The 21,876-nt window shown below is 72.1% G+C and carries 19 protein-coding genes; 5 read left to right on the top strand and 14 right to left on the bottom strand.

Features of this window, described 5'->3' with window-relative positions:
* Positions 1-5 precede the first annotated feature (5 nt).
* Positions 6-1,853 (bottom strand): glutamine--fructose-6-phosphate transaminase (isomerizing), encoded by a 1,848-nt coding sequence (gene glmS, locus BIU94_RS11550; RefSeq protein WP_071259921.1) that lies wholly within the window; start codon positions 1,851-1,853, stop codon positions 6-8.
* Positions 1,854-1,923: 70 nt separating this feature from the next.
* Between glmS and BIU94_RS11545 the strand changes: the two genes are divergently transcribed.
* Both BIU94_RS11545 and coaA read left to right on the top strand, forming a co-directional pair.
* Positions 1,924-2,409 carry a glutathione peroxidase gene (locus tag BIU94_RS11545; RefSeq protein WP_071259918.1) on the top strand — a complete coding sequence of 162 codons (486 nt, stop codon included), beginning with the start codon at positions 1,924-1,926 and terminating at the stop codon, positions 2,407-2,409.
* Positions 2,410-2,514: 105 nt separating this feature from the next.
* Positions 2,515-3,459: a type I pantothenate kinase gene (gene coaA, locus BIU94_RS11540; RefSeq protein ID WP_071259915.1), complete on the top strand. Its 945-nt coding sequence runs from the start codon at positions 2,515-2,517 to the stop codon at positions 3,457-3,459.
* A 195-nt stretch (positions 3,460-3,654) separates the two neighbouring features.
* On the opposite strand, the gene glmM is transcribed toward coaA, so the two are convergent.
* From glmM to BIU94_RS11515, 5 genes are all read right to left on the bottom strand, one after another.
* Positions 3,655-5,028 (bottom strand): phosphoglucosamine mutase, encoded by a 1,374-nt coding sequence (glmM, locus tag BIU94_RS11535; RefSeq protein ID WP_071259902.1) that lies wholly within the window; start codon positions 5,026-5,028, stop codon positions 3,655-3,657.
* A gap of 17 nt (positions 5,029-5,045) precedes the next feature.
* Positions 5,046-5,531 (bottom strand): 30S ribosomal protein S9, encoded by a 486-nt coding sequence (rpsI, locus tag BIU94_RS11530; protein ID WP_027466716.1) that lies wholly within the window; start codon positions 5,529-5,531, stop codon positions 5,046-5,048.
* A gap of 37 nt (positions 5,532-5,568) precedes the next feature.
* Positions 5,569-6,015 (bottom strand): 50S ribosomal protein L13, encoded by a 447-nt coding sequence (gene rplM, locus BIU94_RS11525; protein WP_071259898.1) that lies wholly within the window; start codon positions 6,013-6,015, stop codon positions 5,569-5,571.
* A gap of 328 nt (positions 6,016-6,343) precedes the next feature.
* Entirely contained in the window at positions 6,344-9,445 is a 3,102-nt protein-coding gene (locus tag BIU94_RS11520) for an ExeM/NucH family extracellular endonuclease (RefSeq protein WP_071259894.1), read from the bottom strand.
* 52 nt (positions 9,446-9,497) lie between these two features.
* Positions 9,498-10,358 carry a tRNA pseudouridine(38-40) synthase TruA gene (locus BIU94_RS11515; RefSeq protein WP_254784803.1) on the bottom strand — a complete coding sequence of 287 codons (861 nt, stop codon included), beginning with the start codon at positions 10,356-10,358 and terminating at the stop codon, positions 9,498-9,500.
* Between the two features lie 302 nt (positions 10,359-10,660).
* Here BIU94_RS11515 and BIU94_RS11510 point away from each other — a divergent pair, with 302 nt between their 5' ends.
* Together BIU94_RS11510 and BIU94_RS11505 are read left to right on the top strand one after the other, a co-directional pair.
* A complete protein-coding gene (locus tag BIU94_RS11510; protein WP_071259888.1) occupies positions 10,661-11,659 on the top strand; it encodes an ATP-binding cassette domain-containing protein in 999 nt (332 codons plus the stop codon).
* Entirely contained in the window at positions 11,656-12,486 is an 831-nt protein-coding gene (locus BIU94_RS11505) for an ABC transporter permease (RefSeq protein ID WP_071259884.1), read from the top strand. The genes BIU94_RS11510 and BIU94_RS11505 overlap by 4 nt, the downstream gene beginning before the upstream one ends.
* A 10-nt stretch (positions 12,487-12,496) precedes the next feature.
* Here the strand turns inward: BIU94_RS11505 and BIU94_RS11500 are convergent, their stop codons facing one another.
* The 8 genes from BIU94_RS11500 to infA all read right to left on the bottom strand — a co-directional run bounded on the left by BIU94_RS11500 (position 12,497) and on the right by infA (position 20,205).
* Positions 12,497-15,712 (bottom strand): BTAD domain-containing putative transcriptional regulator, encoded by a 3,216-nt coding sequence (locus BIU94_RS11500; RefSeq protein ID WP_071259858.1) that lies wholly within the window; start codon positions 15,710-15,712, stop codon positions 12,497-12,499.
* A gap of 20 nt (positions 15,713-15,732) precedes the next feature.
* Positions 15,733-16,869, bottom strand: a complete 1,137-nt coding sequence (locus BIU94_RS11495; RefSeq protein WP_071259855.1) for an aromatic acid exporter family protein — start codon at positions 16,867-16,869, stop codon at positions 15,733-15,735.
* A 113-nt stretch (positions 16,870-16,982) separates the two neighbouring features.
* Entirely contained in the window at positions 16,983-17,561 is a 579-nt protein-coding gene (gene rplQ / locus BIU94_RS11490; protein ID WP_071259851.1) for a 50S ribosomal protein L17, read from the bottom strand.
* Positions 17,562-17,627: 66 nt separating this feature from the next.
* Complete coding sequence (locus BIU94_RS11485; RefSeq protein ID WP_071259847.1) at positions 17,628-18,623, bottom strand: DNA-directed RNA polymerase subunit alpha; 996 nt, start codon at positions 18,621-18,623, stop codon at positions 17,628-17,630.
* Between the two features lie 205 nt (positions 18,624-18,828).
* A complete protein-coding gene (gene rpsK, locus BIU94_RS11480; protein WP_017885507.1) occupies positions 18,829-19,227 on the bottom strand; it encodes a 30S ribosomal protein S11 in 399 nt (132 codons plus the stop codon).
* 9 nt (positions 19,228-19,236) lie between these two features.
* Complete coding sequence (gene rpsM / locus BIU94_RS11475) at positions 19,237-19,611, bottom strand: 30S ribosomal protein S13 (RefSeq protein ID WP_058728274.1); 375 nt, start codon at positions 19,609-19,611, stop codon at positions 19,237-19,239.
* Between the two features lie 185 nt (positions 19,612-19,796).
* Entirely contained in the window at positions 19,797-19,913 is a 117-nt protein-coding gene (gene rpmJ / locus BIU94_RS17090) for a 50S ribosomal protein L36 (RefSeq protein WP_022903266.1), read from the bottom strand.
* Between the two features lie 70 nt (positions 19,914-19,983).
* Positions 19,984-20,205: a translation initiation factor IF-1 gene (gene infA, locus BIU94_RS11470; RefSeq protein ID WP_017885509.1), complete on the bottom strand. Its 222-nt coding sequence runs from the start codon at positions 20,203-20,205 to the stop codon at positions 19,984-19,986.
* A gap of 294 nt (positions 20,206-20,499) precedes the next feature.
* Between infA and BIU94_RS11465 the strand changes: the two genes are divergently transcribed.
* The gene (locus tag BIU94_RS11465) at positions 20,500-21,792 is read left to right on the top strand and encodes an LCP family protein (protein WP_071260384.1); all 1,293 of its coding nucleotides are present in this window, start codon (positions 20,500-20,502) and stop codon (positions 21,790-21,792) included.
* Positions 21,793-21,876 lie beyond the last annotated feature (84 nt).

Raw genomic sequence — 21,876 nt, 5'->3', positions numbered from 1 at the left:
CGCGACTACTCGACGGTGACCGACTTCGCGAGGTTGCGCGGCTGGTCCACGTCGAGGCCCTTGGCCGCGGCGAGCTCCATGCCGAACATGTGCAGCGGTGCCACGGCGAGCAGCGGCTCGAACAGCGGCGTCGCGAGCGGGATCCGCAGGACCTCGTCGGCGAAGGGCAGCACGGCGGCGTCACCTTCTTCCGCGATCGCGATCACCCGGGCGCCGCGGGCGCGGATCTCCTGGATGTTCGACACGACCTTCGGGTGCAGCGAGCGCGGGTCGCGCGGCGACGGCACGATGACGAAGACGATCTGGCCCGGCTCGATCAGGGCGATCGGGCCGTGCTTCAGCTCGCCGGCGGCGAAGCCCTCTGCGTGGATGTACGCGAGTTCCTTGAGCTTGAGCGCGCCCTCGAGCGCGATCGGGTAGCCGACGTGGCGGCCGAGGAACAGCACGCTGCGGGTGTCCGCCATCCAGCGCGCCAGGTCCTTGATGCCGGCGGCGTCCTCGATGGTCTGCTGCAGCTTCGGGGCGAGGCCCTCGAGCTCGGCGACCTGCTCGGCGATCTGCTCGGTCGTGAGCGTGCCGCGCAGCGTGGCGAGGTGCAGCCCGAGCAGGTAGAGCGCGACGCCCTGGGCGATGAACGCCTTGGTCGACGCGACGGCGACCTCGGGGCCGGCGTGCGTGTAGATGACCGCGTCGGACTCGCGCGGGATCGTGGCGCCCTGGGTGTTGCAGATCGACAGGACCTGCGCGCCCTGCTCGCGGGCGTACTTGACGGCCATGAGCGTGTCCATGGTCTCGCCGGACTGGCTGATCGACACCACGAGCGTGTGCTCGTCGAGCACCGGGTCGCGGTAGCGGAACTCGTGGGCGAGCTCGACCTCGACCGGCACGCGGGCCCACTGCTCGATGGCGTACTTGCCGAGGATGCCGGCGTAGGCGGCGGTGCCGCAGGCGATCACGATGACGCGGTCGACGGTCGCCAGGCGCTCGGCGATCGGGTCGAGGTCGGTCAGGGTGACCGCGCCGTCGTGCACGCGGCCGAGGATCGTCTTCGCGACGGCCTCGGGCTCCTCGCTGATCTCCTTCGCCATGAACGAGGACCACCCGCCCTTGTCGGCGGCGGAGGCGTCCCAGTTCACCTCGAACTCGCTCGGCGTGGCCGGGGAGCCGTCGAAGTGGATGACGTCGACGCCGTCGGGACGGATCGTGGCGATCTCGTCCTGCCCGATCGACAGCGCGCGCTGGGTGTAGGCGACGAACGCCGCGACGTCCGAGCCCATGAAGTTCTCGCCGTCGCCGAGCCCGACCACCAGGGGCGAGTTGCGACGGGCACCGACGACGACGCCGGGCTGGTCGGCGTGCACGACGAGGAGCGTGAAGGCGCCCTCGAGCCGCTGCACGGCCTGCTGCATGGCGGCGGTCAGGTCGCCGGTCTGCCGGTACGCGCGACCGACGAGGTGCGCGGCGACCTCGGAGTCGGTCTCGCTGCGGAACGTCGTGCCCTCGGCCTGCAGCTCGGCGCGGAGCTCGGCGAAGTTCTCGATGATGCCGTTGTGGATGAGCGCGAGCTTGTCGCCGTCGGCCAGGTGCGGGTGCGCGTTGCCGTCCGTCGGGCCGCCGTGGGTCGCCCAGCGGGTGTGCCCGATGCCGGTCGTCCCGTCGGGGATCGGCGACGACTCGAGCTCGTCGACGAGGGCCTGGAGCTTGCCCGCCTTCTTCGCGGAGACGAGGTCTCCGGCCGGGTCGACGACGGCGATGCCCGCCGAGTCGTAGCCGCGGTACTCGAGGCGACGGAGGCCACCGAGGAGGACGTCCTGACTGCTGTTGCTGCCGACGTAGCCGACGATTCCACACATGGGTTCGATCCTACGGTCTGCCTGGATGCCCACCCTGCATGCCCGCCACAAGAGGGATACCGTTTCGACCATGGGACGCTTCGACGACATCGACATCACCACCCTGCACGGTGAGCACACCACGTTCGGCGCCTTCGCCGACAAGGCGGTGCTCGTGGTGAACGTCGCGTCGCGCTGCGGACTCGCGCCGCAGTACGAGCAGCTCGAGGCGCTCCAGAAGCAGTACGGGCCGCGTGGCTTCACCGTCCTGGGGTTCCCGAGCAACCAGTTCCTGCAGGAGCTCGGCTCCTCCGAGGCCATCGACGAGTACTGCTCCACCACGTGGGGCGTGACGTTCCCGATGTCCGAGAAGGTCAAGGTGAACGGCAAGGGCGCCCACCCGCTGTACCAGGCGCTGAAGGAGACGCCGGACCCGTCGGGCAAGGCGGGTCGCGTCACCTGGAACTTCGAGAAGTTCCTCGTCGCGCCGGACGGCACGGTGTCGCGCTTCCGCCCGACGACGAAGCCCGACGCCCCCGAGGTCGTCGCCGCCATCGAGGCGGCCCTGCCCGCCTGACACACCGCGTCCTGCGGACGCGCACCGAGCGCCGGACGGGAGGCCCGGATCACGTGGGCCGGTCGGCTCACGTGATCCGGGCCTCCCGTCTGTACGCTCGTCACCATGCCGATCCCGGACACCGCCGTCGCGCACCCGACCCCCTTCGTGGAGATCCCGCGGGACGACTGGTCGCAGCTCGCGCCGAGGGAGCACCTGTCGCTCACCGAGACCGAGATCGTGCAGTTGCGCGGTCTCGGCGACCGGCTCGACATCCAGGAGGTGCAGGAGGTCTACCTGCCGCTCTCGCGCCTGCTGACCCTGTACGCGGCCGGTGCACGCGACCTGCACGCGTCGACGTCCGCCTTCCTGGGCGACCGCGCCGGCCGGACGCCGTTCGTCATCGGGGTCGCCGGGTCCGTCGCCGTCGGCAAGTCGACCGTCGCGCGACTGCTCCGCGAGCTGACGAAGCGCTGGCCGGACACCCCGCGCGTCGAGCTCGTGACGACCGACGGGTTCCTGTACCCGAACGCCGAGCTCGAGCGCCGCGGGATCATGGACCGGAAGGGCTTCCCGGAGTCGTACGACCGGCGCTCCCTGCTCCGCTTCGTCAGCCAGGTGAAGAGCGGCGCGACCGAGGTCCGGGCGCCGTACTACTCGCACCTGGTCTACGACATCGTGCCGGACGCCGAGATCGTCGTGCGACAGCCCGACATCCTCATCGTCGAGGGGCTGAACGTCCTCGCCCCGCCGGTGCACGGCCGGCTCGCACTGTCCGACCTGTTCGACTTCACGATCTACGTCGACGCGAAGACGAAGGACATCGAGTCCTGGTACGTCGACCGCTTCCTGGCGCTGCAGGAAGAGGCGTTCGCGAGCCCGGACTCCTTCTTCCACCGGTTCGCCTCGCTCTCGCGCGAGGACGCGGTGCGCACGGCGACCGAGGTGTGGCGGGCGATCAACGAGCCGAACCTCATCGAGAACGTGCTGCCCACCCGTTCCCGCGCCACCCTGGTGCTGAAGAAGGGCGCGAACCACAAGGTGAACTCGGTCCTGCTCCGCAAGATCTAGGCCGGGCGGGGGTGCGCTCGCGAGCGCGCGGACGCGGGCGTGGGGTTGCTCCCCGGCACGGTCAGCGGGGCGCGGGCGCGGTGCCGGTGCCGGTGCCGGTTCGGATGCGCCCTGCACAACCAAAGTCCGTTCGANNNTCGAACGGACTTTGGTTGTGCGAATTACGGTTGCGCTGGGGCCGCGCCGCGCCGCGCCCTACGCGGCGTCGAGCGCCAGCCGCTGCTCGACCACGGCGGCGAGCTCCTCGGCGATGCGCTGGGCGTCCTCCTGCGAGGCGGCCTCGACCATGACCCGCACGACGGGCTCGGTGCCCGACGGCCGGAGCAGCACACGGCCGCTGTCGCCGAGGGCCTCCTCCGCGGCGGCGATGGCGTCCTGCACACCCTGGTCGGCAAGCCCGTGGCGGTCGACCCCACGCACGTTGAGCAGCACCTGCGGGAACACCGTCATGCACGACGCGAGTTCCTGCAGGGTCTTGCCCGTGCGGGCCATCTCGGCGACCAGGTGCAGCCCGGTCAGGATGCCGTCACCGGTCGTGGCGAACTCGTTGAAGATGACGTGGCCGGACTGCTCGCCACCGAGCGAGAACCCGCCCTCGTTCATCTTCTCGAGCACGTAGCGGTCGCCCACGGCGGTCTGCTCGACCGTGATGCCGTTGTCCGCCATCGCCCGGATGAGCCCGAGGTTCGACATGACCGTCGCGACGAGCGTGTCCGACGCCAGGCGTCCGCGCTCCTTGAGCGACAGCGCGAGGATCGCCATGATCTGGTCGCCGTCGATCGCGTTGCCGGCGGCGTCGACCGCCAGGCAGCGGTCCGCGTCGCCGTCGTGCGCGATGCCGACGTCCGCGCCGTGCTCGAGTACCGCGCGCGCCAGGTTGTCGATGTGGGTCGAGCCGACCCCGTCGTTGATGTTCCAGCCGTCCGGGTCGGCGCCGATCAGGGTCACGCGGGCCCCGGCGTTGACGAAGACCTCGGGCGAGACGCCCGCCGCCGCGCCGTTCGCGCAGTCGAGCACGACGTGGAGGCCGTCGAGACGGTGCGGCAGCGTGCCGAGCAGGTGGACCACGTAGCGGTCCTCGGCGTCGGCGAAGCGGCTGATCCGTCCGACGTCGGCGCCCGTGGGGGTGGGCGCGGAGTGGTCGTGCATGGCCGCCTCGATGCGGTCCTCGACCTCGTCCGGCAGTTTCTGCCCGCCGGCGGCGAAGAACTTGATCCCGTTGTCGGGAGCGGGGTTGTGGGACGCGGAGATCATCACGCCGAAATCGGCGTCGATGTCCGCGACGAGGAACGCCGCTGCGGGGGTGGGGATGACCCCGGCGTCGAGCACGTCGACGCCGGCGGAGGCGAGCCCGGCCGCGACAGCGGACCCGAGGAACTCGCCGGAGACGCGCGGGTCGCGCGCCAGGACCGCGCGCGGGCGCGGTCGACCGGACGCCCGACGGGCGTCCGCGTGGTGTCCGTGAGTGAGGACGGCCGCGCTCGCCTGGGCAAGACCCAGTGCGAGCGCGGCCGTCAGCTCGCCGTTGGCGAGACCACGAACCCCGTCGGTACCGAACAGACGCGGCATTGCGATCTCGGTGACGACTAGCGCTTCGAGAACTGCGACGCCTTGCGGGCCTTCTTGAGACCGGCCTTCTTGCGCTCGATGACGCGGGCGTCACGGGTGAGGAAGCCGGCCTTCTTGAGGGTCGCGCGGTTGTTCTCGCGGTCGATCTCGTTCAGCGTGCGGGCGATGGCGAGGCGGAGCGCGCCGGCCTGACCCGAGGGGCCGCCACCGGTGATGCGGGCGACGACGTCGTACGAGCCGAGGAGCTCGAGCACCTTGAACGGGTCGTTGATGAGCTGCTGGTGCAGCTTGTTCGGGAAGTAGTCCTCGAGCGTGCGGCCGTTCACGACGAACGTGCCGGAGCCCGGAACGAGGCGCACGCGGGCGATGGCCTCCTTGCGGCGCCCGACGGCACCGCCGGAGACGTTGAGGATCTGACGGGGAGCAGCCTCGGCAGCGGCGGGTGCGCTCTCCGTGGTGAAGCTCTCCGGGGTCTGGTCGAGGGAGTCAGCGATCTGAGCCATGAGTTTTGTCGTGTCCTTGAAGTCGTCGTGGCCGGAACTACTGTGCGACCTGGTCGAAGATGTACGCCTTGGGCTGCTGCGCGGAGTGCGGGTGCTCCGCGCCGGCGTAGACCTTCAGCTTCTTGAGCTGCTCGCGACCGAGGGTGTTCTTCGGCAGCATGCCGCGGATCGCCTTCTCGACGGCGCGGGTGGGGTGCTTCTCGAGCATCTCCGGGTAGGAGGTCGCCGTGAGGCCGCCCGGGTAGCCCGAGTGGCGGTAGTAGACCTTCTTCGCGAGCTTCGAACCGGTCAGGGCGACCTTGTCGGCGTTCACGATGATGACGTAGTCACCCATGTCCATGTGCTGGGCGAAGGTGGCCTTGTGCTTGCCGCGCAGGAGCGCCGCAGCGTGGGTGGCGAGACGGCCGAGGACGACGTCGGTCGCGTCGATGACGATCCAGTCGTGCTGGACGTCTGCCGGCTTCGGTGAGAACGTGCGAGTCACAGGAGTGCTGCTTTCGTGTCGAGGTGAGGAGTCCGTGAATCCCACTCCGGTCGGGGTTCCCCACGGCAGAAGCCGGCGGAACGCCCGGGTGGAGGGCTCATCTGACTGTCCGCGCGCGGGGCGCACAGACCAAGGTGAGAGCCTAGCCGACGCGAGTCGCGTTGTCGAACGGTACCGCCCGTCGGCCGGGAGGCCCGTGCCGGTCCCGCCCCGCGCCTCCCGTCCGTCCCGCGGTCGCCCCCGACCCACCTGCTGAGCAGGAACGGTCGGGTCGCGCACGGCGAACCCGACCGTTCCTGCTCACGAAGCACCCCGCAGGGCGCGGGGACTACTCCGCGGCCGTGCGGCGGCGACGAACGATGAGCACTCCGCCCGCGGCGAGGAGCAGCAACGCCACCAGCGCACCCGCGCCGAGGCCGTCGGCACCGGTGAACGCGAGCTGGCCGTCACCGGTGATCGTGATCGTGGTCCAGCCGACCAGGCTGCCGTCCGCCGCCGTCACCGCGAGCCGGTGCGCACCCGGCGCGGTGTCCGCCGGGATCGTCACCCGCACCGTGCCGTCCGCCGCGACCACGACCGTGCCGATCAGCGACGGGGTCGAGTACAGCCACACGTGCACCGTCGCACCGGCGTACTGCGCGCCGACCGTCACCGTGATCGTCTCCCCCGCACGAGCCGACGCCGGAGCGGACACACCACCACGGTTCGCACCCGTCAACGACGACTCCGACGGCGCCACCGGCACCACCGGCGGCGTGATCCCGTCCACCGGCGGCACCGGCGTCGGGTCCGCACCCGGACCAGGGGTCGGCGCCGGCGTCGGCTCCGGCGTCGGGTCCGTGCCCGGGCCGGGCGTCGGCTCCGGCGTCGGCTCCGGCGTCGGCTCCGGGTCGGTGCCCGCGGCGTCGAGGTCGAAGCCGACCAGGATCGGGTCGTGATCGCTCGCGCGGAACACGTCGTCGAGGTACAGGTCCGTCGCGTTGTAGTTGTGGCGGCTGTACTCCAGGCCGACCGACTCGGTCGAGTTGATGTTCCAGATGTCCACGCCCGTGACGGTCTCGAGCGCGGCCTCCGACGCGAAGACGTGGTCGAGCGAGCCGCTCAGGCCGGAGAACACGTACGAGTACTCGGTGCTGTCGAGCGCCGGGCCGAGGTCGGTGTAGCCGGCGTCGTCGAGAACGACCACCGGGTCCTCCTTGCTGTAGGCGTTGAAGTCGCCGAGCATGAACACCTTGTCGGTGCCGTACTGCTCCTGCATGTCGCTCGAGAAGGTCACGAGGGCCTCCGCCTGCCGCACACGGTCGGCGTTCGAGGCACCCTGTCCGTCGCCCTGGTCGGCGTTCTCGCCGGTGCCGGAGCCCTTCGACTTGAAGTGGTTCGCGATCACCAGGAAGTCGTCGTCGGCGGTGCCGCCGACCGGGCGGAAGGCGTCGGCGACGGGCTGGCGGGCGTTCGTGAACGCGTCGTCGAGCAGGATCGTGGACTCGCCGACGGGTGCGACGCGGTCCTGCTTGTAGATGAGGGCGAGGCGGATGACGTCCTCGCTCGCGGGGACGGTCGCCGGGGACTCCGCGTAGGCCCACTCGTCCGAGCCGGCCGCCGCGTTGAGCGCCTCGACGAGCGTCGCCACGGCGGCGTCGCGGTCCTGACCGAAGCGGGCGGAGTTCTCGATCTCCTCGAGCGAGACGACGTCGGCACCGAGGCCGTTGATCGCCTTGACGATCTTGACCTGCTGGCGCAGGAAGTCCTCCTGCTCGGCGGCCCCGCGGGCGTCGCAGCCGGAGTTCACGGTCACCGGGTCGCCGGCGCGGTCGGTGTAGTACGAGCACCCGGTGAGCTGGTCGCCGGTGGTCGGGAAGTAGTTGAGCACGTTGAAGCCGGCGAGCTTCAGGTCGCCGCCGACGTCCTGCGGAGCCGGTTCGCGCACGTTCGAGAACGCAGCGGGCAGGGCGTCCGCCGGCGTCGCACCGGTGATCGGGGCGGTCGGCTGGAACTTCCACGCGTTGTTCCGGTAGTCGAGGACGACCGGCTTCGAGAACGTCGCGGTGGCACCCACCGTGACCGGCCCCTGCGTGAGCCAGGACACCGGGATGCCCTGGTTCGCCTTCGTGAGGAAGTTCGTGCTCGTGCCGTCGTCGAGCGTGACCTTGCGCGCCGCGTTCGACGTCGCGGCTGCGGTCGCCTCGGCGCTGCCCGGACGACCGACCTCGGTCGGCTGGACGAGGCGGCCGGCGCCGGTGGCGAGCACGACCTCGCCGTACTGGTTCGTCGTGTAGTTGTCGGCCACCGTGTAGGCGCCCTGCGGCGCGACGAGCATGCTCTCGAGCGACTCCCGCTGGGCGTCCGACGCCGGGAACGCGACCGCGGCCGGCTGCGGGGCGGCCACCGGGTCGGTGAGCTGCTCGAGTGCGGCGGCGTCCGTCACCGTGAGCTCGGTCAGGCCGAGGTACTCCGAGACGGCGCCCGTGACGCGCACGTGGTCGCCGACGGCCACGAGTCCGGCGGTCGCCGACGAGTACACGAACACGGCGTCCGACGCGGTGTGGGTCGCGAGGTCGATCGCGCCGCCGGTGCCCGGCGTCTGGATCGTGTAGCCGTTGAAGCCCCCGGTCGCGTAGACCGCGGTGACGACGCCGTCGGTGGTCACGTCCTTCCCCGCGTACGGCGAGGTGTCGGTGGTGCCCTGCAGCTGCGCGATCGTGACCGCCTCCGCCGGAGCACCGGGGTCGGTCGGCTCGGTCGGGTCCGTGGGCTCCGTCGGACCGGTCGGTGCGGTGGTCTCGCCGGCGGCGTTCCGCGGGGTCAGCGTGGTCGTCACCGAGAAGTCCGCGCCGTTGTCGTCGGTGTCGGCCGTGCCCTGGCGGACGAGACCGTTCGGCACGCCGTTGGCGCCCTCGACCGAGCGGACGGTGCCCTCGAAGGTGTTCGAGGCGCCGTAGCCGAGCAGGTCGACGACACCCGGGGTCCCGGCGGTCACCGGACCGGCGGGGAGCGACAGGGCAGTGGTCTGTTCGGCGAGGACGAGCGTGCCCGTCGTGCCGGACGGGGTCAGCGACGCGGTGTCGTCCGGCGTCGGCAGGTCGGCGCCGGCCGGCGTGTTCCCGTTGCCCGCCATCGACACCAGGAAGGTGCCGTTCGCGGGGACGGTGCCCTCGAGCGCGCTCGTCGAGAAGGGTCCGGTCCCCGTCGCCGAGCGGTACTGCAGCGACCACCCGGCGAGCGACACCGGTGCGTCGGTCGGGTTGCCGATCTCGACGAACTTCTGGTTGTAGAAGGCACCGGTGCTGCCGGCCTTCAGGTAGGTCTCGGCGATCACGAGGTCGGAGCCCTCGGGGTTCGCGGTCGCTGCGGTCACGGACACGAGCGGAGCGGCGACGAGCGTCGCAGCAGCCGTGGCGCACAGCAGAGTGCGCCCGAGGGAGTTGGGCATGGCAGCACGCTAGCGACCTGCGGAGGCCTTCAGGTTTCCGACCGGTGAACGATCACTCGCGGCGCGCCCGCGTCTGCTCCGCCCGCTCCGCGAGCGCCTCGTCCGCCGGGTACCCCACCTCGACGAGCGTCAGGCCCTTGGCCGGCGCGGTCTTGAACTCGCTCGTCCGGGTCTCGGCCACGCGGAGCTCCTCGAGGCGCTCCGCCCCGAAGCGCCCCTCGCCGACGGCGATCGTCGCCCCGACCATCGCGCGGACCATCGAGTGGCAGAAGGCGTCGGCCTGCAGGCGCGCCACGAGCACGCCGTCGGGTTCGCGGTCCCAGTGGAAGTCCTGCAGCGTCCGGATCGTGGTGGCGCCCTCGCGCGGCTTGCAGAAGGTCGCGAAGTCGTGCAGGCCGAGCAGCGTCAGCGCGCCGCGCTCCATCGCCGCCGGGTCGAGCGGCGTCGGGTGCCAGAGCGTGTGCCCCCGTCGGCGCGGGTCACGCGGGGCGTCGAGGTCCGCGACGCGGTACTCGTACCGTCGCCAGACCGGGGAGAACCGGGCGTCGAAGCCGTCCGGTGCCACGGACGCACGGGTGACGACGACGTCGCCGTGCGGGCCGGCGATGCCGTTGAGCCGCTTGACCAGTCCGTCGAGCGGTGACCGGAGTGCGCCCGCCCGCCGCGGTCGCGCCAGGGCACCCCACTGCTCCGGCGAGAGGTCGAGGTGCGCGACCTGCCCGGTCGCGTGCACCCCGGCGTCGGTGCGGCCGGCGACGGTGAGCGACGGCGGCTCCCCCCACCGCGAGAACACGGTGGCGAGTGCGGACTCGAGCACCCCCTGCACGGTCCGCAGGTCCGGCTGCCGGGCCCACCCGGCGAACGGCGCCCCGTCGTAGGCGACGTCGAGTCGGAGCCGCACTGTCTCGTCCACCCGACCACCGTACCGGCGGGGCGAGCACGGCCGGACGCGGGGCCGGAAGCGCGGCGAGCACGGCCGGACGCGACCCCGGAGGCGCGGCGACCACGGGCGGACCCGACCCGGGACGCACGGCGACCACGGCCGGACGCGAGGCCGGTGGCGGAGCGGCACCGGGCCTCCCGGCCGCTGACACCGCAGCACGCCCCGTGTCAGCGCCACGTCAGTGCCGCGTGAGCGGCCGGGCGCACCATCGTCCTCGACCACACACCCGGCGGTCCCCCGCCGGACACGATCCGCCACGAAAGGAACCCGCGATGAGCAGCACCCCGCTCGCGGTCGAGGCCACCGGCCTCGTGAAGACGTTCGGCACGAACCGTGCCGTGGACGGTGTCGACCTCCGTGTGGAGGCCGGCACGGTCTACGGCGTGCTCGGCCCGAACGGCGCCGGCAAGACCACCACCATCTCGATGCTCGCGACGCTGCTCCGGCCGGACGCCGGCCAGGCGCGGGTCTTCGGGCACGACGTCGTCCGCGAGGCGCAGACCGTCCGGTCCCTCATCGGCGTGACCGGTCAGTACGCCAGCGTCGACGAGACGCTCAGCGCGACCGAGAACCTCGTCGTGTTCTCGCGCCTGCTCGGGCTGTCCCGCGCCGAGTCGCGACGCAAGTCGACCGAGCTGCTCGAGCGCTTCGGCCTGACCGAGGCGGCCTCCCGTCCGCTGAAGGCGTTCTCGGGCGGCATGCGCCGTCGCCTCGACCTGGCGGCGAGCCTCATCGCGCAGCCGCCGCTCATCTTCCTCGACGAGCCGACGACGGGGCTCGACCCCCGCACCCGGTCGCAGATGTGGGACACGATCCGCGAGCTCGTCGCGACCGGGTCCACCGTCCTGCTCACGACGCAGTACCTCGACGAGGCCGACCAGCTCGCCGACCGCATCGCGGTGATCGACCGCGGCCGCGTCGTCGCCGAGGGCACCGGCGACGAGCTGAAGGCGTCGATCGGCACGGCCTCGCTGCAGCTCCGGCTCGCCGACGCCGACGCCGACCGGCTCGACACCGCGTCGGCGCTGGTGGCGCGCGTGCTCGGCTCCCCGGCGGTCGCGAGCCCCGAGGGCTCCCGCCTCACCGCCCCGATGGCCGACCCGGACCGGGTCACCGACCTGCTCGTGGCGTTCCGCGAGGCCGGCATCTCCCTCGCCGAGATCAGCGTGCAGAAGCCGACGCTCGACGAGGTCTTCCTCACCATCACCGGCCAGCCGGCCGCGACGGACACCGCCGACGACCAGCGCGAGCTCGAAGGGAGCAACGCATGACCACCATCACCACCACGGGGACCGCCGGCCCCCGCGTCACCCCGCGTCCCGGTGTCGGCTCGACCGGCCTCGGCGCCACCGTCCGGCAGTCGCTCACCATGGCGTACCGCGGGCTCGTCAAGGTCCGCCGGACGCCCGAGCAGCTGTTCGACGTGACCCTCATGCCGATCGTCTTCACGGTCATGTTCACGTACATCTTCGGCGGCGCGATCGCCGGCGACGTCGCGGCCTACCTGCCGATCATCATCCCGGGCATCCTCGTGCAGACGAACATCACCTCGTCGATCGTCACCGGCGTGCAGCTCCGCGAGGACATGGACAAGGGCGTCTTCGACCGCTTCAAGTCCCTGCCGATCGCCCGCATCGCCCCGCTCGCCGGCGCGCTGCTCGCCGACACCGTCCGGTACGCCATCGCCACGACGATCACCTTCACCGTCGGCTTCGTCATGGGCCTGCGTCCGGCCGGCGGCTTCGGCGCGGTGGTCCTCGCCGGCCTGCTCGTGGTCGTGGTCGCGTGGGCGATCAGCTGGATCTTCGCCTACTTCGGCGTCGTCGCGCGGACCGCGTCGAGCGTCTCCGGCATCTCGAACCTCGTGCTGTTCCCGCTGACGTTCCTGTCGAACGCCTTCGTCCCCGCCGACACCCTGCCGGACTGGCTGCGCTGGTTCACCGAGGTCAACCCGATCTCGCACCTCATCACCGCCGTCCGCGAGCTGGTGAACCACGGCACGGTCGGCGGCGACCTGTGGATCAGCCTGCTCGGCGCCGCCGCGGTCGTCGCGGTGTTCGCCCCGCTCACCGTCCGGGCGTACATGCGGAAGGCGTGACGCCCGCCGGTCAGCCCACGGGGAAGCGGAGCCCCTCGAGCAGTTCCCGGCCCCGCGCCACGGCCTCGGTCCGGTCCCACCCGGCCGAGGCCGTCTCGGCGTCCGCCACGGCCTCGGCGCCGAGGGCCTCCACCAGGAGCGGCCGGACCCGCGCGTGCGCGAGGACCGCGAAGTCCTGCCGGGAGCACAGCCGGTGTGCCAGACCCCAGCACCGGGCAGCCTCCCCGACCGTGCCGCGGCGAGCCGTCACGAGCGCCAGCCCGAGCAGCGCCGTCGCGACGACCGGCAGGTCCAGCCACCAGGGCTGCAGCCGCAGCATGACGAGTGCCGCCACCCGCAGGCGGCGTGCGGTCACCGTGTGGTCCGGCGGGTCGGCCGGGAGGCCCGGATCGCCCCCGCCGCGCGGCTCCGCCCCCGCCTCGTCCACCGTCGCGATCCGGGCGGCGCCCGCCATCACCATCCAGTTCGACGTCGCCCGCCGCTCCGGCAGCACGACCGCCCACGCCCGGTCGTACGCCGCTGCGGCGGCGACCGGGTCCCCGACGGCGCGCAGGCACTCGGCCTCGATCGCCAGCGCGAGCACCGTCACCTGTCCGCCACCGTCGCCGAAGCCGCGGGTCGGCGCCGGGTGCGCCGCGAGCTCGGCCGCTGCCGCCCTGGCGCGGTCGACGTCGCCCGTCGCAGCGGCGCAGAGCCCGACGGACCAGGCGACCTCGGACAGGTCGTCGTCGGCACCGAACACCTCGAGCCGCCGCCGGGCGACGTCGGCCGCGGCGAGCGCCTCGGCGTACCGGCCGCGCTGCGCCAGGAGCTGCGTCATCGTGACCGCACCGGATCCGAGTGCCCAGGCGTCGTCGACGGTCGCCGCGAGCGCCTCGGCCCGGCGGGCGTAGGAGAGCGCCCGGTCGGCGTCGCCGTCGTTCTCGGCCAGTGGCGCGCTGAGCGTGTTGCCCAAGCAGGCCACGGCGTCGTCGGGGTCGTCTCGCATCCGCTCGAGCAGGGCGGCGACCGCCGCGGGGCGTCCGGAGGTCATGAGCAGCGTGACCTCGGCGTCGAGCACCGGTGTGCCGGTCGGGCCCGCCGCGGTGGTGCGCCGCAGGGCGGAGATCGCGAGCGCCGTCGTCCGCTGGTCGCTGAACGCCGTCGACGCGCCCGCCAGCACGAGCGACAGGACGGTCGCGGTGCGGTCCCCGTCCGCTGGCGCCGTCCGACGCAGCACCGAGACGACGTCCGGACCGACCGCGACGGCCTCGCCGTGGGCGCCGCGCAGCGTCCAGTAGCCGCCGAGGCCGGCGAACAGGTGCGCGACGGCCGCCCGGTCCCCGGCGCGGAGCGCCCAGCGGAGCAGCACGACGAGGTTGTCGGCCTCGCGGCCGGTCTCGTGGAACCAGCGGCGCTGCGGTGCACCCGGGGTGGTGAAGAGCGGCCGGGCAGCCGTGAAGTCGCGGCCCCACCCGATCATCGCCGAGCGCACCGAGGCCGTCGCCCCGCGGTCGTCGAGCCGGGCCGCCCCGAACTCGCGGACGGTCTCGAGCAGGCGGTACCGCACGGGCTCGCCGTCGTGCTCGACGAGCTGCACGAGCGACTGCTCGACGAGCTCGGCGAGGTCGTCGAGCGCGTCGTCCCGCCGCTCGGGGACCGCGACGGCCTCGACCGCGTCCACCGACAGGCCGTCGGGGAAGAGCGCGAGTCGGGTCAGCAGCTCCTGCGCGCCGTCGTCGAGCAGCCGCCAGCTCCACTCGATGACCGCGAGCAGGGTGCGGTGCCGCTCCGGCGCCGAACGGTCACCGCCGCGGAGCAGCGCGAACCGGTCGTCGAGCCGGCGCTCGATCTCGTCGGTGCTCATGCCGCGGATGCGGGCGGCGGCGAGCTCGATGGCGAGCGGGGACCCGTCCAACCGGGTGCAGATCCGCCGGACGGCGTCGACCGGCAGGACCGCTCCCGGGCGCGCGGCCCTGGCCCGGTCGGTGAAGAGCCGCACGGCGGCACCGTCGGCCTCGACGGGCAGCGGTGCGAGGGGCGCGACGACCTCGCCGGCGATCGCGAGCGGCGCCCGCGAGGTCGTGAGGATCCGCAGCTCGGGGACGGTCGCGAGCAGGTCGGCCGCGAACGCGGCGACCCCGGCGAGCAGGTGCTCGCAGTTGTCGAGCACGAGGACGGTCGGCCCGTCGGCGAGGGCCCGCTCGACCCGGGTCCGCAGGTCCGCGGCGACGGGCTCCCGCAGCGACCGGGTCGTGCGGAACTCGGCGATCCCGAGGAGCGCCCCGAGGGCGGGCACGACGTCCTCGGCGGCGACGAGCGGGGCGAGCTCGAGCACCACGACGCCGCACGTCGACGGCAGCTCAGCGGCGACTGCCTGCGCGAGGCGGGTCTTGCCGAGCCCACCCGGCCCGAGGACGGTGACCAGCCGCGCCGAGGACAGCAGGTGCGTGACGGCGGCGAGGTCGGCCTCCCGGCCGATCAACGCGTTCGGCGCTGCACGCAGTCCGATCCGGCGGACGCTGCCGGACGCCGGGGCGGACCGGCGGAGCAGGTCGGCGTTCAGTCGGACGAGGTCGGCGGACGGGTCGGCGCCGAGTTCGTCGACCAGGCGGTCCCGGTGCGCCGCGAACGCGGCGACGGCCTCGGCGGTGCGGCCGGCCGCTGCCAGCGCGCGCATGCTCCCGGCGACCGCCACCTCGTCGAAGGGGTTGGCCTGCGCCTCGGCCGCCCAGAGGTCCGCGGCCTCGTCCGCCCGTCCGTCCTCGACGAGGGCGGTGGCGAGCGCGCGTCGGAGCCCGCGCCGGGCGGCTGCGGCGCGGTCGGCCAGTGCGTCGCCGAGCTCGCCCTCGACGTCGGCTCCCGGCTCGCCGCGCCAGAGGTCGAGTGCGTGCCCCACCGCCTCGACGTCGGCACGCCGGGCCACCGCACGTTCGGCGCGGACCAGGTCGACGTCGTCCGGGCCGCACGCGAGCGCGTAGCCGGTGCTCGTCGACACGACGAGTCCGTCGGCCGTGGTGCGCCGGAGACGCGAGACGAGCGTCTGCAGGGACGCCCTGGCACCCTTCGGCCGGGTGTCCGGCCAGAGCTCGGCGATGAGCCCCTCGGTGCTCATGGTGTGCCCGTCGGCCAGGACCAGCGCCGTCGTGAACGACCGGGCGAGCGCACCGGGGACGGTGGTCGGCTCGCCGTCGGCACCGGTCAGCTGGACCGGTCCGAGGACGGCGACGCGGGGGTGCTCGCTCACGCTGCGAGTCTACGGAGGCGTCAGTCCCCGGAGTGTCCGGAGTGCCCCGAGCGCCCGGAGCCGGACGGGCCGGTGCGGAGCTCGAGGTCGTGGGTGGCGCGACGCTCCGACTCGACGATCCCGCGCAGCGCGACCAGGGCCGAGGACGTGACCGCCACCTGCGACGGGTCCTCGCGTGAGGCGTCGAGCGCCTGCTCGAGGCCCTCGATCGCGCGGTCGCCCTCCTCCGGCGGGCACTCGCCACGGATGGTGCAGGCGACCTGGCGGAGCGCCCGGGCGAGCGGCTCGGTGAACGCCGGGTCCGGGCGGCCGACGTTGGCCGACACCGGGCCGGACCGGGCCACGAGCTCGGTGAGGTCGGTCGTGTACCAGGCGACCCGCTCGAGCGCGCGGAACCGTGCACCGTCGCGCTGCAGACGGGCGCGGGAGCCGCGGAGCGCGCCGCGCGGGTTGATGCGACGGCTCTCGTGCGCGATGGACACCCGGGCACGCACGTCGGCGATGGCGCGGTCGAGGCGGTCCTGCTGGCGGTCCCAGGCGTCCTCGTCGCGGTCGCCGCCGTCGACGACGTGCGCGAGGCCCTCGAGGTGTTCCGCGAGCACGTCGTTGACCTCGTCGATGCGGTGCTCGGCGTCCCAGAAGTGCAGCGGCGGGAAGACGGTGAAGTTGACGGCGAGACCGATGACGACGCCGATCGCCATCTGCACGAGGTAGCCGAGCGAGTAGCCCTCGGCGTGCGCACCACCGACGAGCAGCACGAACAGCGCCGCCGTCGACACCCAGGTGCTGCCCTCGCCGAGCACCCGGAACCCGCCGACGAGCACGCCGATGCCGACGGCCAGTGCGACGGCGATGATGCCGGGGTCGCCGATCCACATCGTGAACCCGGCGACGACGATGCCGAGCGCGATCCCGATGAGCGTCTGGACGCCGCTGCGGAGTCCGGCGAACACCGTCGTCTGCATCGCGACCACCGCACCGAGCGGGGCGTAGTACGGGTACTCAGACGCCACCCCCGGCACCTGCAGGGCGACGAACCAGGCGAGCGCCGCCGCCCCGGCCGCCTTCGCGGCGTGCAGCAGACGCGGCTGGGTCCCCGAGGTCCGGCTCCACCACCAGACCCGACGGCCCACACCGGCCACGTGCTCGAACTGCATCGGACTCTCTCCCTGTCGGGCGGAAACGTTACGGGCGCCCCACTGTGAAGGCGTCGAGCAACGACGAAGCCCCCGCGACCGGGGTCGCGGGGGCTTCGTCGTGGTGCGGGGCGCTACTTGGCGTCGTCGGCCTTCGCGGCGTCGTCCGACTTCGCGGCGGCGTCCGCCTCGACCTCGGCGGCAGCGTCGGTCTCGGTCTCGGTCTCGACCGGCGCGGACTCCTCGGTGGTCTCGGTCTCGTCGACCGGGGCCTCCTCGGTGGTCTCGGTCTCCTCGACCGGCGCGGCGGCGGCCGGGGCCGCGTTGCGCTTGACCGGGGCGGGCGAGCTCGTCAGCGGCTCGAGCACGAGCTCGATCGACGCGAGCGGCGCGTTGTCACCCTTGCGGAAGCCGAGCTTCGTGATGCGGGTGTAGCCGCCCTGACGGTCCTCGACCTGCGGGGCGATCTCGGTGAACAGCGTGTGCACGACGGACTTGTCGCGCAGGATGCTGATCACGCGACGACGCGCGTGCAGGTCGCCACGCTTCGCGAACGTGATGAGACGCTCGGCGACAGGACGCAGGCGCTTGGCCTTCGTCTCGGTGGTCGTGATGCGACCGTGCGTGAAGAGGGCGTTGGCGAGGTTGCTCAGGAGCAGGCGCTCGTGGGCGGGACCGCCACCGAGGCGGGGGCCCTTGGTGGGCTTCGGCATGTCAGTTCTCCAGTGGTGATGGTGGTGCGCGCTGCGTCAGCGGCACGCGTGCGCGTCAGCGCGAGGTCAGTTGTTGGACTCGTCCTCGTCGTACCCGCTGTAGAAGTGGGCGCCGTCGAATCCGGGGACGGTGTCCTTGAGGGACAGGCCGAGCTCGGTGAGCTTGTCCTTGACCTCGTCCACCGACTTCTGACCGAAGTTGCGGATGTTCATGAGCTGCGTCTCCGACAGGGCGACGAGCTCGGACACCGTGTTGATGCCCTCCCGCTTCAGGCAGTTGTAGCTGCGGACCGACAGGTCGAGGTCCTCGATCGGGGTCTGCAGCTCGTTCGAGAGCACCGCGTCGACCGGCGCGGGGCCGATCTCGATGCCCTCGGCCGCCGTGTTGAGCTCGCGGGCGAGCCCGAACAGCTCGACCAGCGTGCGACCGGCCGACGCGATGGCGTCGCGCGGCGTGATCGCCGGCTTCGACTCGACGTCGACGACCAGGCGGTCGAAGTCCGTGCGCTCACCGGCACGCGTCGCCTCGACGCGGTAGGTGACCTTGAGGACGGGCGAGTAGATCGAGTCGATCGGGATCTGCCCGGCCTCGGAGAACTCGGAACGGTTCTGCGTGGCCGAGACGTAGCCGCGGCCGCGCTCGATCGTGAGCTCGAGCTCGAAGCGCGCCGTGTCGTTCAGGGTCGCGATGACGAGTTCCGGGTTGTGGATCTCGACGCCGGCCGGTGCGGAGATGTCCGCAGCGGTGACCTGACCCGCACCCTGCTTGCGCAGGTACGCGGTGATCGGCTCGTCGTGCTCGCTGGAGACGACCAGGCTCTTGATGTTGAGGATGATCTCGGTGACGTCTTCCTTGACACCGGGAACGGTGCTGAACTCGTGGAGGACGCCGTCGATGCGGATGCTGGTGACAGCCGCGCCGGGGATCGAGGAGAGGAGCGTGCGGCGCAGCGAGTTGCCGAGGGTGTAACCGAAGCCCGGCTCGAGCGGCTCGATGACGAAGCGCGAGCGGTGCTCGGAGATCGACTCCTCGGTCAGGGTGGGGCGCTGTGCAATGAGCACTGTGGGATTCCTTTCGGCGAAGTGTCCGCTATATGACACTTGGCGGTACGACGGGGCCGCGTGGGCCCCGACGGGTCTGTTGAGTTGTGATCACGCGCACCGATGTGCGCGATCGAACGACCAGGAATGGCCGCGGGCCCTGCCCGACCCCGTCGGAGTGGATCCGATCAGGGGACGAGCAGGGCGCGGCCGGTTGCTCCTCGCGTCAGACGCGACGGCGCTTGGGCGGGCGGCACCCGTTGTGCGCCTGCGGCGTGACGTCGTTGATCGAGCCGACCTCGAGGCCTGCGGCCTGGAGCGAACGGATCGCGGTCTCGCGGCCCGAACCCGGACCCTTCACGAAGACGTCGACCTTCTTGACGCCGTGCTCCTGCGCCTGACGCGCAGCGGACTCGGCGGCGAGCTGCGCCGCGAACGGCGTCGACTTGCGCGAACCCTTGAAGCCGACGGCACCCGAGGACGCCCAGCTGAGGACGGCACCCGACGGGTCGGTGATGCTGACGATCGTGTTGTTGAACGTGCTCTTGATGTGGGCCTGGCCCACGGCGACGTTCTTCTTCTCCTTGCGGCGCGGCTTGCGCGCGGCAGTCTTGGGGGTAGCCATGATGATCTCCTATCGGGCCTTCTTCTTGCCTGCCACGGTGCGCTTCGGTCCCTTGCGGGTACGCGCGTTGGTCTTGGTGCGCTGACCGCGCACCGGGAGACCACGACGGTGGCGGAGACCCTCGTAGCTACCGATCTCGACCTTGCGGCGGATGTCGGCTGCGACCTCACGGCGGAGGTCACCCTCCACCTTGAAGTTGCCCTCGATGAAGTCACGGAGGGCGACGAGCTGGTCGTCGGTCAGGTCCTTGACGCGGATGTCACCGGAGATACCGGTCTCGGCGAGTGCCTGGACCGCGCGGGTACGGCCGACGCCGTAGATGTACGTGAGTGCGATCTCCACGCGCTTCTCGCGCGGGATGTCGACGCCTGCTAGACGTGCCATGTGATGGCTGCTCCTGTTGTCAGTAGAGGTGTGGCGCAGTACCGGTGCCCGGGCCTCCGCCCCGAGGTGTCCCCCGGCCGTCGTGCGACCGGGTTCTGGTACTGCGTTGTCGATCTTGAGTTGTGGGTCGTGCTCGAGCAGCCTGCCGTCCGTCGGACGGCGCCGCGTCGGTCACGCGTCGGGGACTAGCCCTGGCGCTGCTTGTGACGCGGGTTGCTCTTGCAGATCACCATGACGCGGCCCTTGCGGCGGATCACTCGGCAGTGTTCGCAGATGGGCTTGACGCTGGGGTTGACCTTCATCGTTGTTTCCTCGTGCTCGCTGGCTTCGTGCGCGGCAGGGTTGCCGTGCCGTTCCTTTCCAGCTCGCGGATCACTTGTAGCGGTAGACGATCCGGCCGCGGGTCAGGTCGTACGGGCTCAGCTCCACGATCACGCGGTCCTCGGGGAGGATGCGGATGTAGTGCTGGCGCATCTTCCCGGAGATGTGCGCGAGGACCTTGTGTCCGTTCGTCAGCTCAACGCGGAACATCGCGTTGGGCAGAGCTTCGAGCACCGAGCCTTCGATCTCGATGACGCCGTCTTTCTTGGCCATAGCCTCACTGTCGCTTGGTTGTGGAACAGGTGTGATCCCCGAACCGGTCTGCGGGTCGGTCGCCACACCCGAGAGGGCATGACACACCAAAGATCGATCTTATGTGGTAAACCCGCAATTGCCAAGTGGGCGACGACGGACGGCCCCTCTGCTGGGGCTTCCGGTCGACCGCCTGAGTGTTCCACAGTGGTTTGTCGGCGCACTCCGGGGCGCCCGTGGGTGCGCGGACCGTACCGTGACCAGCAAGCCCGTCCGGCCGTCCACCTCGGCGCCGGACCACCGAACGGAGACCACGTGCCCGCCGTCACCCGACGCCCCTTCGCCCGACACGGCAAGCAGGCCCGCCGTCGTGCGTGGACGTCCGCGGTCACCGTCGTCGCCGCGGCCGCCGCCGTGCTCCTCGTGAGCGGGACCAGCCTCGCGGCGATCGCCGGCGCCCAGCTCAAGGCGGCGCCGCAGACCGTGCAGCTGAGCACCGACGACCAGAGCACCGCGAAGACCGCCGACATCACCGCGATCAAGGGCGGCGCGAACATCCTGCTCATCGGCAGCGACACCCGCGTCGGGCAGTTCGACTCCGACGAGGACGTCGAGGGCGCACGCAACGACGTCACGATGCTCGTCCACCTGTCGCAGGACCACCAGCAGCTCACCGCCGTCAGCTTCCCGCGCGACCTCATGGTCCCGATCCCGGCCTGCACGAACCCCGCGACCGGCACCACGTACCCGGCGGCCTCCTCGGCCATGTTCAACACCGCCCTCGGCAACGGCGGCGTCTCCTGCGTCGTGGACACCGTCGAGAACCTGACCGGCCTGAGCATCCCGTACGCCGGCCTCATCACCTTCGACGGCGTCATCGAGATGTCGAACGCCCTCGGCGGCGTGGACGTCTGCGTCGCCCAGCCCATCGACGACACCTTCACCGGGCTCCACCTCACCGCGGGGTCCCACAAGCTCGAGGGCACCGACGCGCTCGCCTTCCTCCGCACCCGGCACGGCGTCGGCGACGGCAGCGACCTCGCCCGGATCAGCTCGCAGCAGGTGTTCCTGTCGGCCCTGCTCCGCAAGGTCACCGCGGACGGCACCCTGTCGAACCCGCTGACGCTCTACAAGCTCGCGGGCGCCGCCCTGTCGAACATGACCCTGTCCGACGGCCTCGCCCGCACCCGCACCATCGTCGGTCTCGCCACCGCCCTGCGCGGCATGAGCACGGCGAACATGCTGTTCGTGCAGTACCCCGTCGCTGACGACCCGACGAACCCGGCGCGCGTCGTCGTCGACGAGCAGACCGCCCACACGCTCAACGTCGCGCTGCAGAACGACGTCCGCACCTCGCTCGGCGACTCGACGACCGGCCGCGCCTCGCAGGAGTCGCCGTCCTCCGGCGGGACCGCGTCTGGCACCCCGTCGTCGGACCCCTCGGCCGGTACGTCGACGGGCGGCTCCTCCTCGGCCGGCACCCCGTCCGGCACCTCGAGCACCCCGGCGACGCCCTCCACCCCGAAGCGCACCGCGACCGCGACGCCGCTGCCCTCGTCCATCACCGGGCAGAGCGCCTCCGAGCGGACCTGCTCCGTCGGCAACTGACCGGCGCCGCGCGCCCTGCTGGCTGTTCCGCGCGTGGGCGGTCGTTCCGCGCGTGGGAGGTCGTTCCGCGCGTAGGAGGCCGTT

Source organism: Curtobacterium sp. MMLR14_006 (assembly GCF_001864985.1).
Lineage (GTDB): Bacteria > Actinomycetota > Actinomycetes > Actinomycetales > Microbacteriaceae > Curtobacterium.
Note: the sequence above shows the minus strand (reverse complement) of the source record. Positions and strands in the feature narration are given on the sequence as shown.

What these genes read in the sequence shown, in the direction of transcription:
- glmS (WP_071259921.1), bottom strand. Translation starts at nt 1,853, where the DNA reads ATGTGTGGAATCGTCGGCTACGTCGGCAGCAACAGCAGTCAGGACGTC.
- BIU94_RS11545 (WP_071259918.1), top strand. Translation starts at nt 1,924, where the DNA reads ATGGGACGCTTCGACGACATCGACATCACCACCCTGCACGGTGAGCAC.
- coaA (WP_071259915.1), top strand. Translation starts at nt 2,515, where the DNA reads ATGCCGATCCCGGACACCGCCGTCGCGCACCCGACCCCCTTCGTGGAG.
- glmM (WP_071259902.1), bottom strand. Translation starts at nt 5,028, where the DNA reads ATGCCGCGTCTGTTCGGTACCGACGGGGTTCGTGGTCTCGCCAACGGC.
- rpsI (WP_027466716.1), bottom strand. Translation starts at nt 5,531, where the DNA reads ATGGCTCAGATCGCTGACTCCCTCGACCAGACCCCGGAGAGCTTCACC.
- BIU94_RS11520 (WP_071259894.1), bottom strand. Translation starts at nt 9,445, where the DNA reads ATGCCCAACTCCCTCGGGCGCACTCTGCTGTGCGCCACGGCTGCTGCG.
- BIU94_RS11510 (WP_071259888.1), top strand. Translation starts at nt 10,661, where the DNA reads ATGAGCAGCACCCCGCTCGCGGTCGAGGCCACCGGCCTCGTGAAGACG.
- BIU94_RS11505 (WP_071259884.1), top strand. Translation starts at nt 11,656, where the DNA reads ATGACCACCATCACCACCACGGGGACCGCCGGCCCCCGCGTCACCCCG.
- BIU94_RS11495 (WP_071259855.1), bottom strand. Translation starts at nt 16,869, where the DNA reads ATGCAGTTCGAGCACGTGGCCGGTGTGGGCCGTCGGGTCTGGTGGTGG.
- rplQ (WP_071259851.1), bottom strand. Translation starts at nt 17,561, where the DNA reads ATGCCGAAGCCCACCAAGGGCCCCCGCCTCGGTGGCGGTCCCGCCCAC.
- rpsK (WP_017885507.1), bottom strand. Translation starts at nt 19,227, where the DNA reads ATGGCTACCCCCAAGACTGCCGCGCGCAAGCCGCGCCGCAAGGAGAAG.
- rpsM (WP_058728274.1), bottom strand. Translation starts at nt 19,611, where the DNA reads ATGGCACGTCTAGCAGGCGTCGACATCCCGCGCGAGAAGCGCGTGGAG.
- rpmJ (WP_022903266.1), bottom strand. Translation starts at nt 19,913, where the DNA reads ATGAAGGTCAACCCCAGCGTCAAGCCCATCTGCGAACACTGCCGAGTG.
- infA (WP_017885509.1), bottom strand. Translation starts at nt 20,205, where the DNA reads ATGGCCAAGAAAGACGGCGTCATCGAGATCGAAGGCTCGGTGCTCGAA.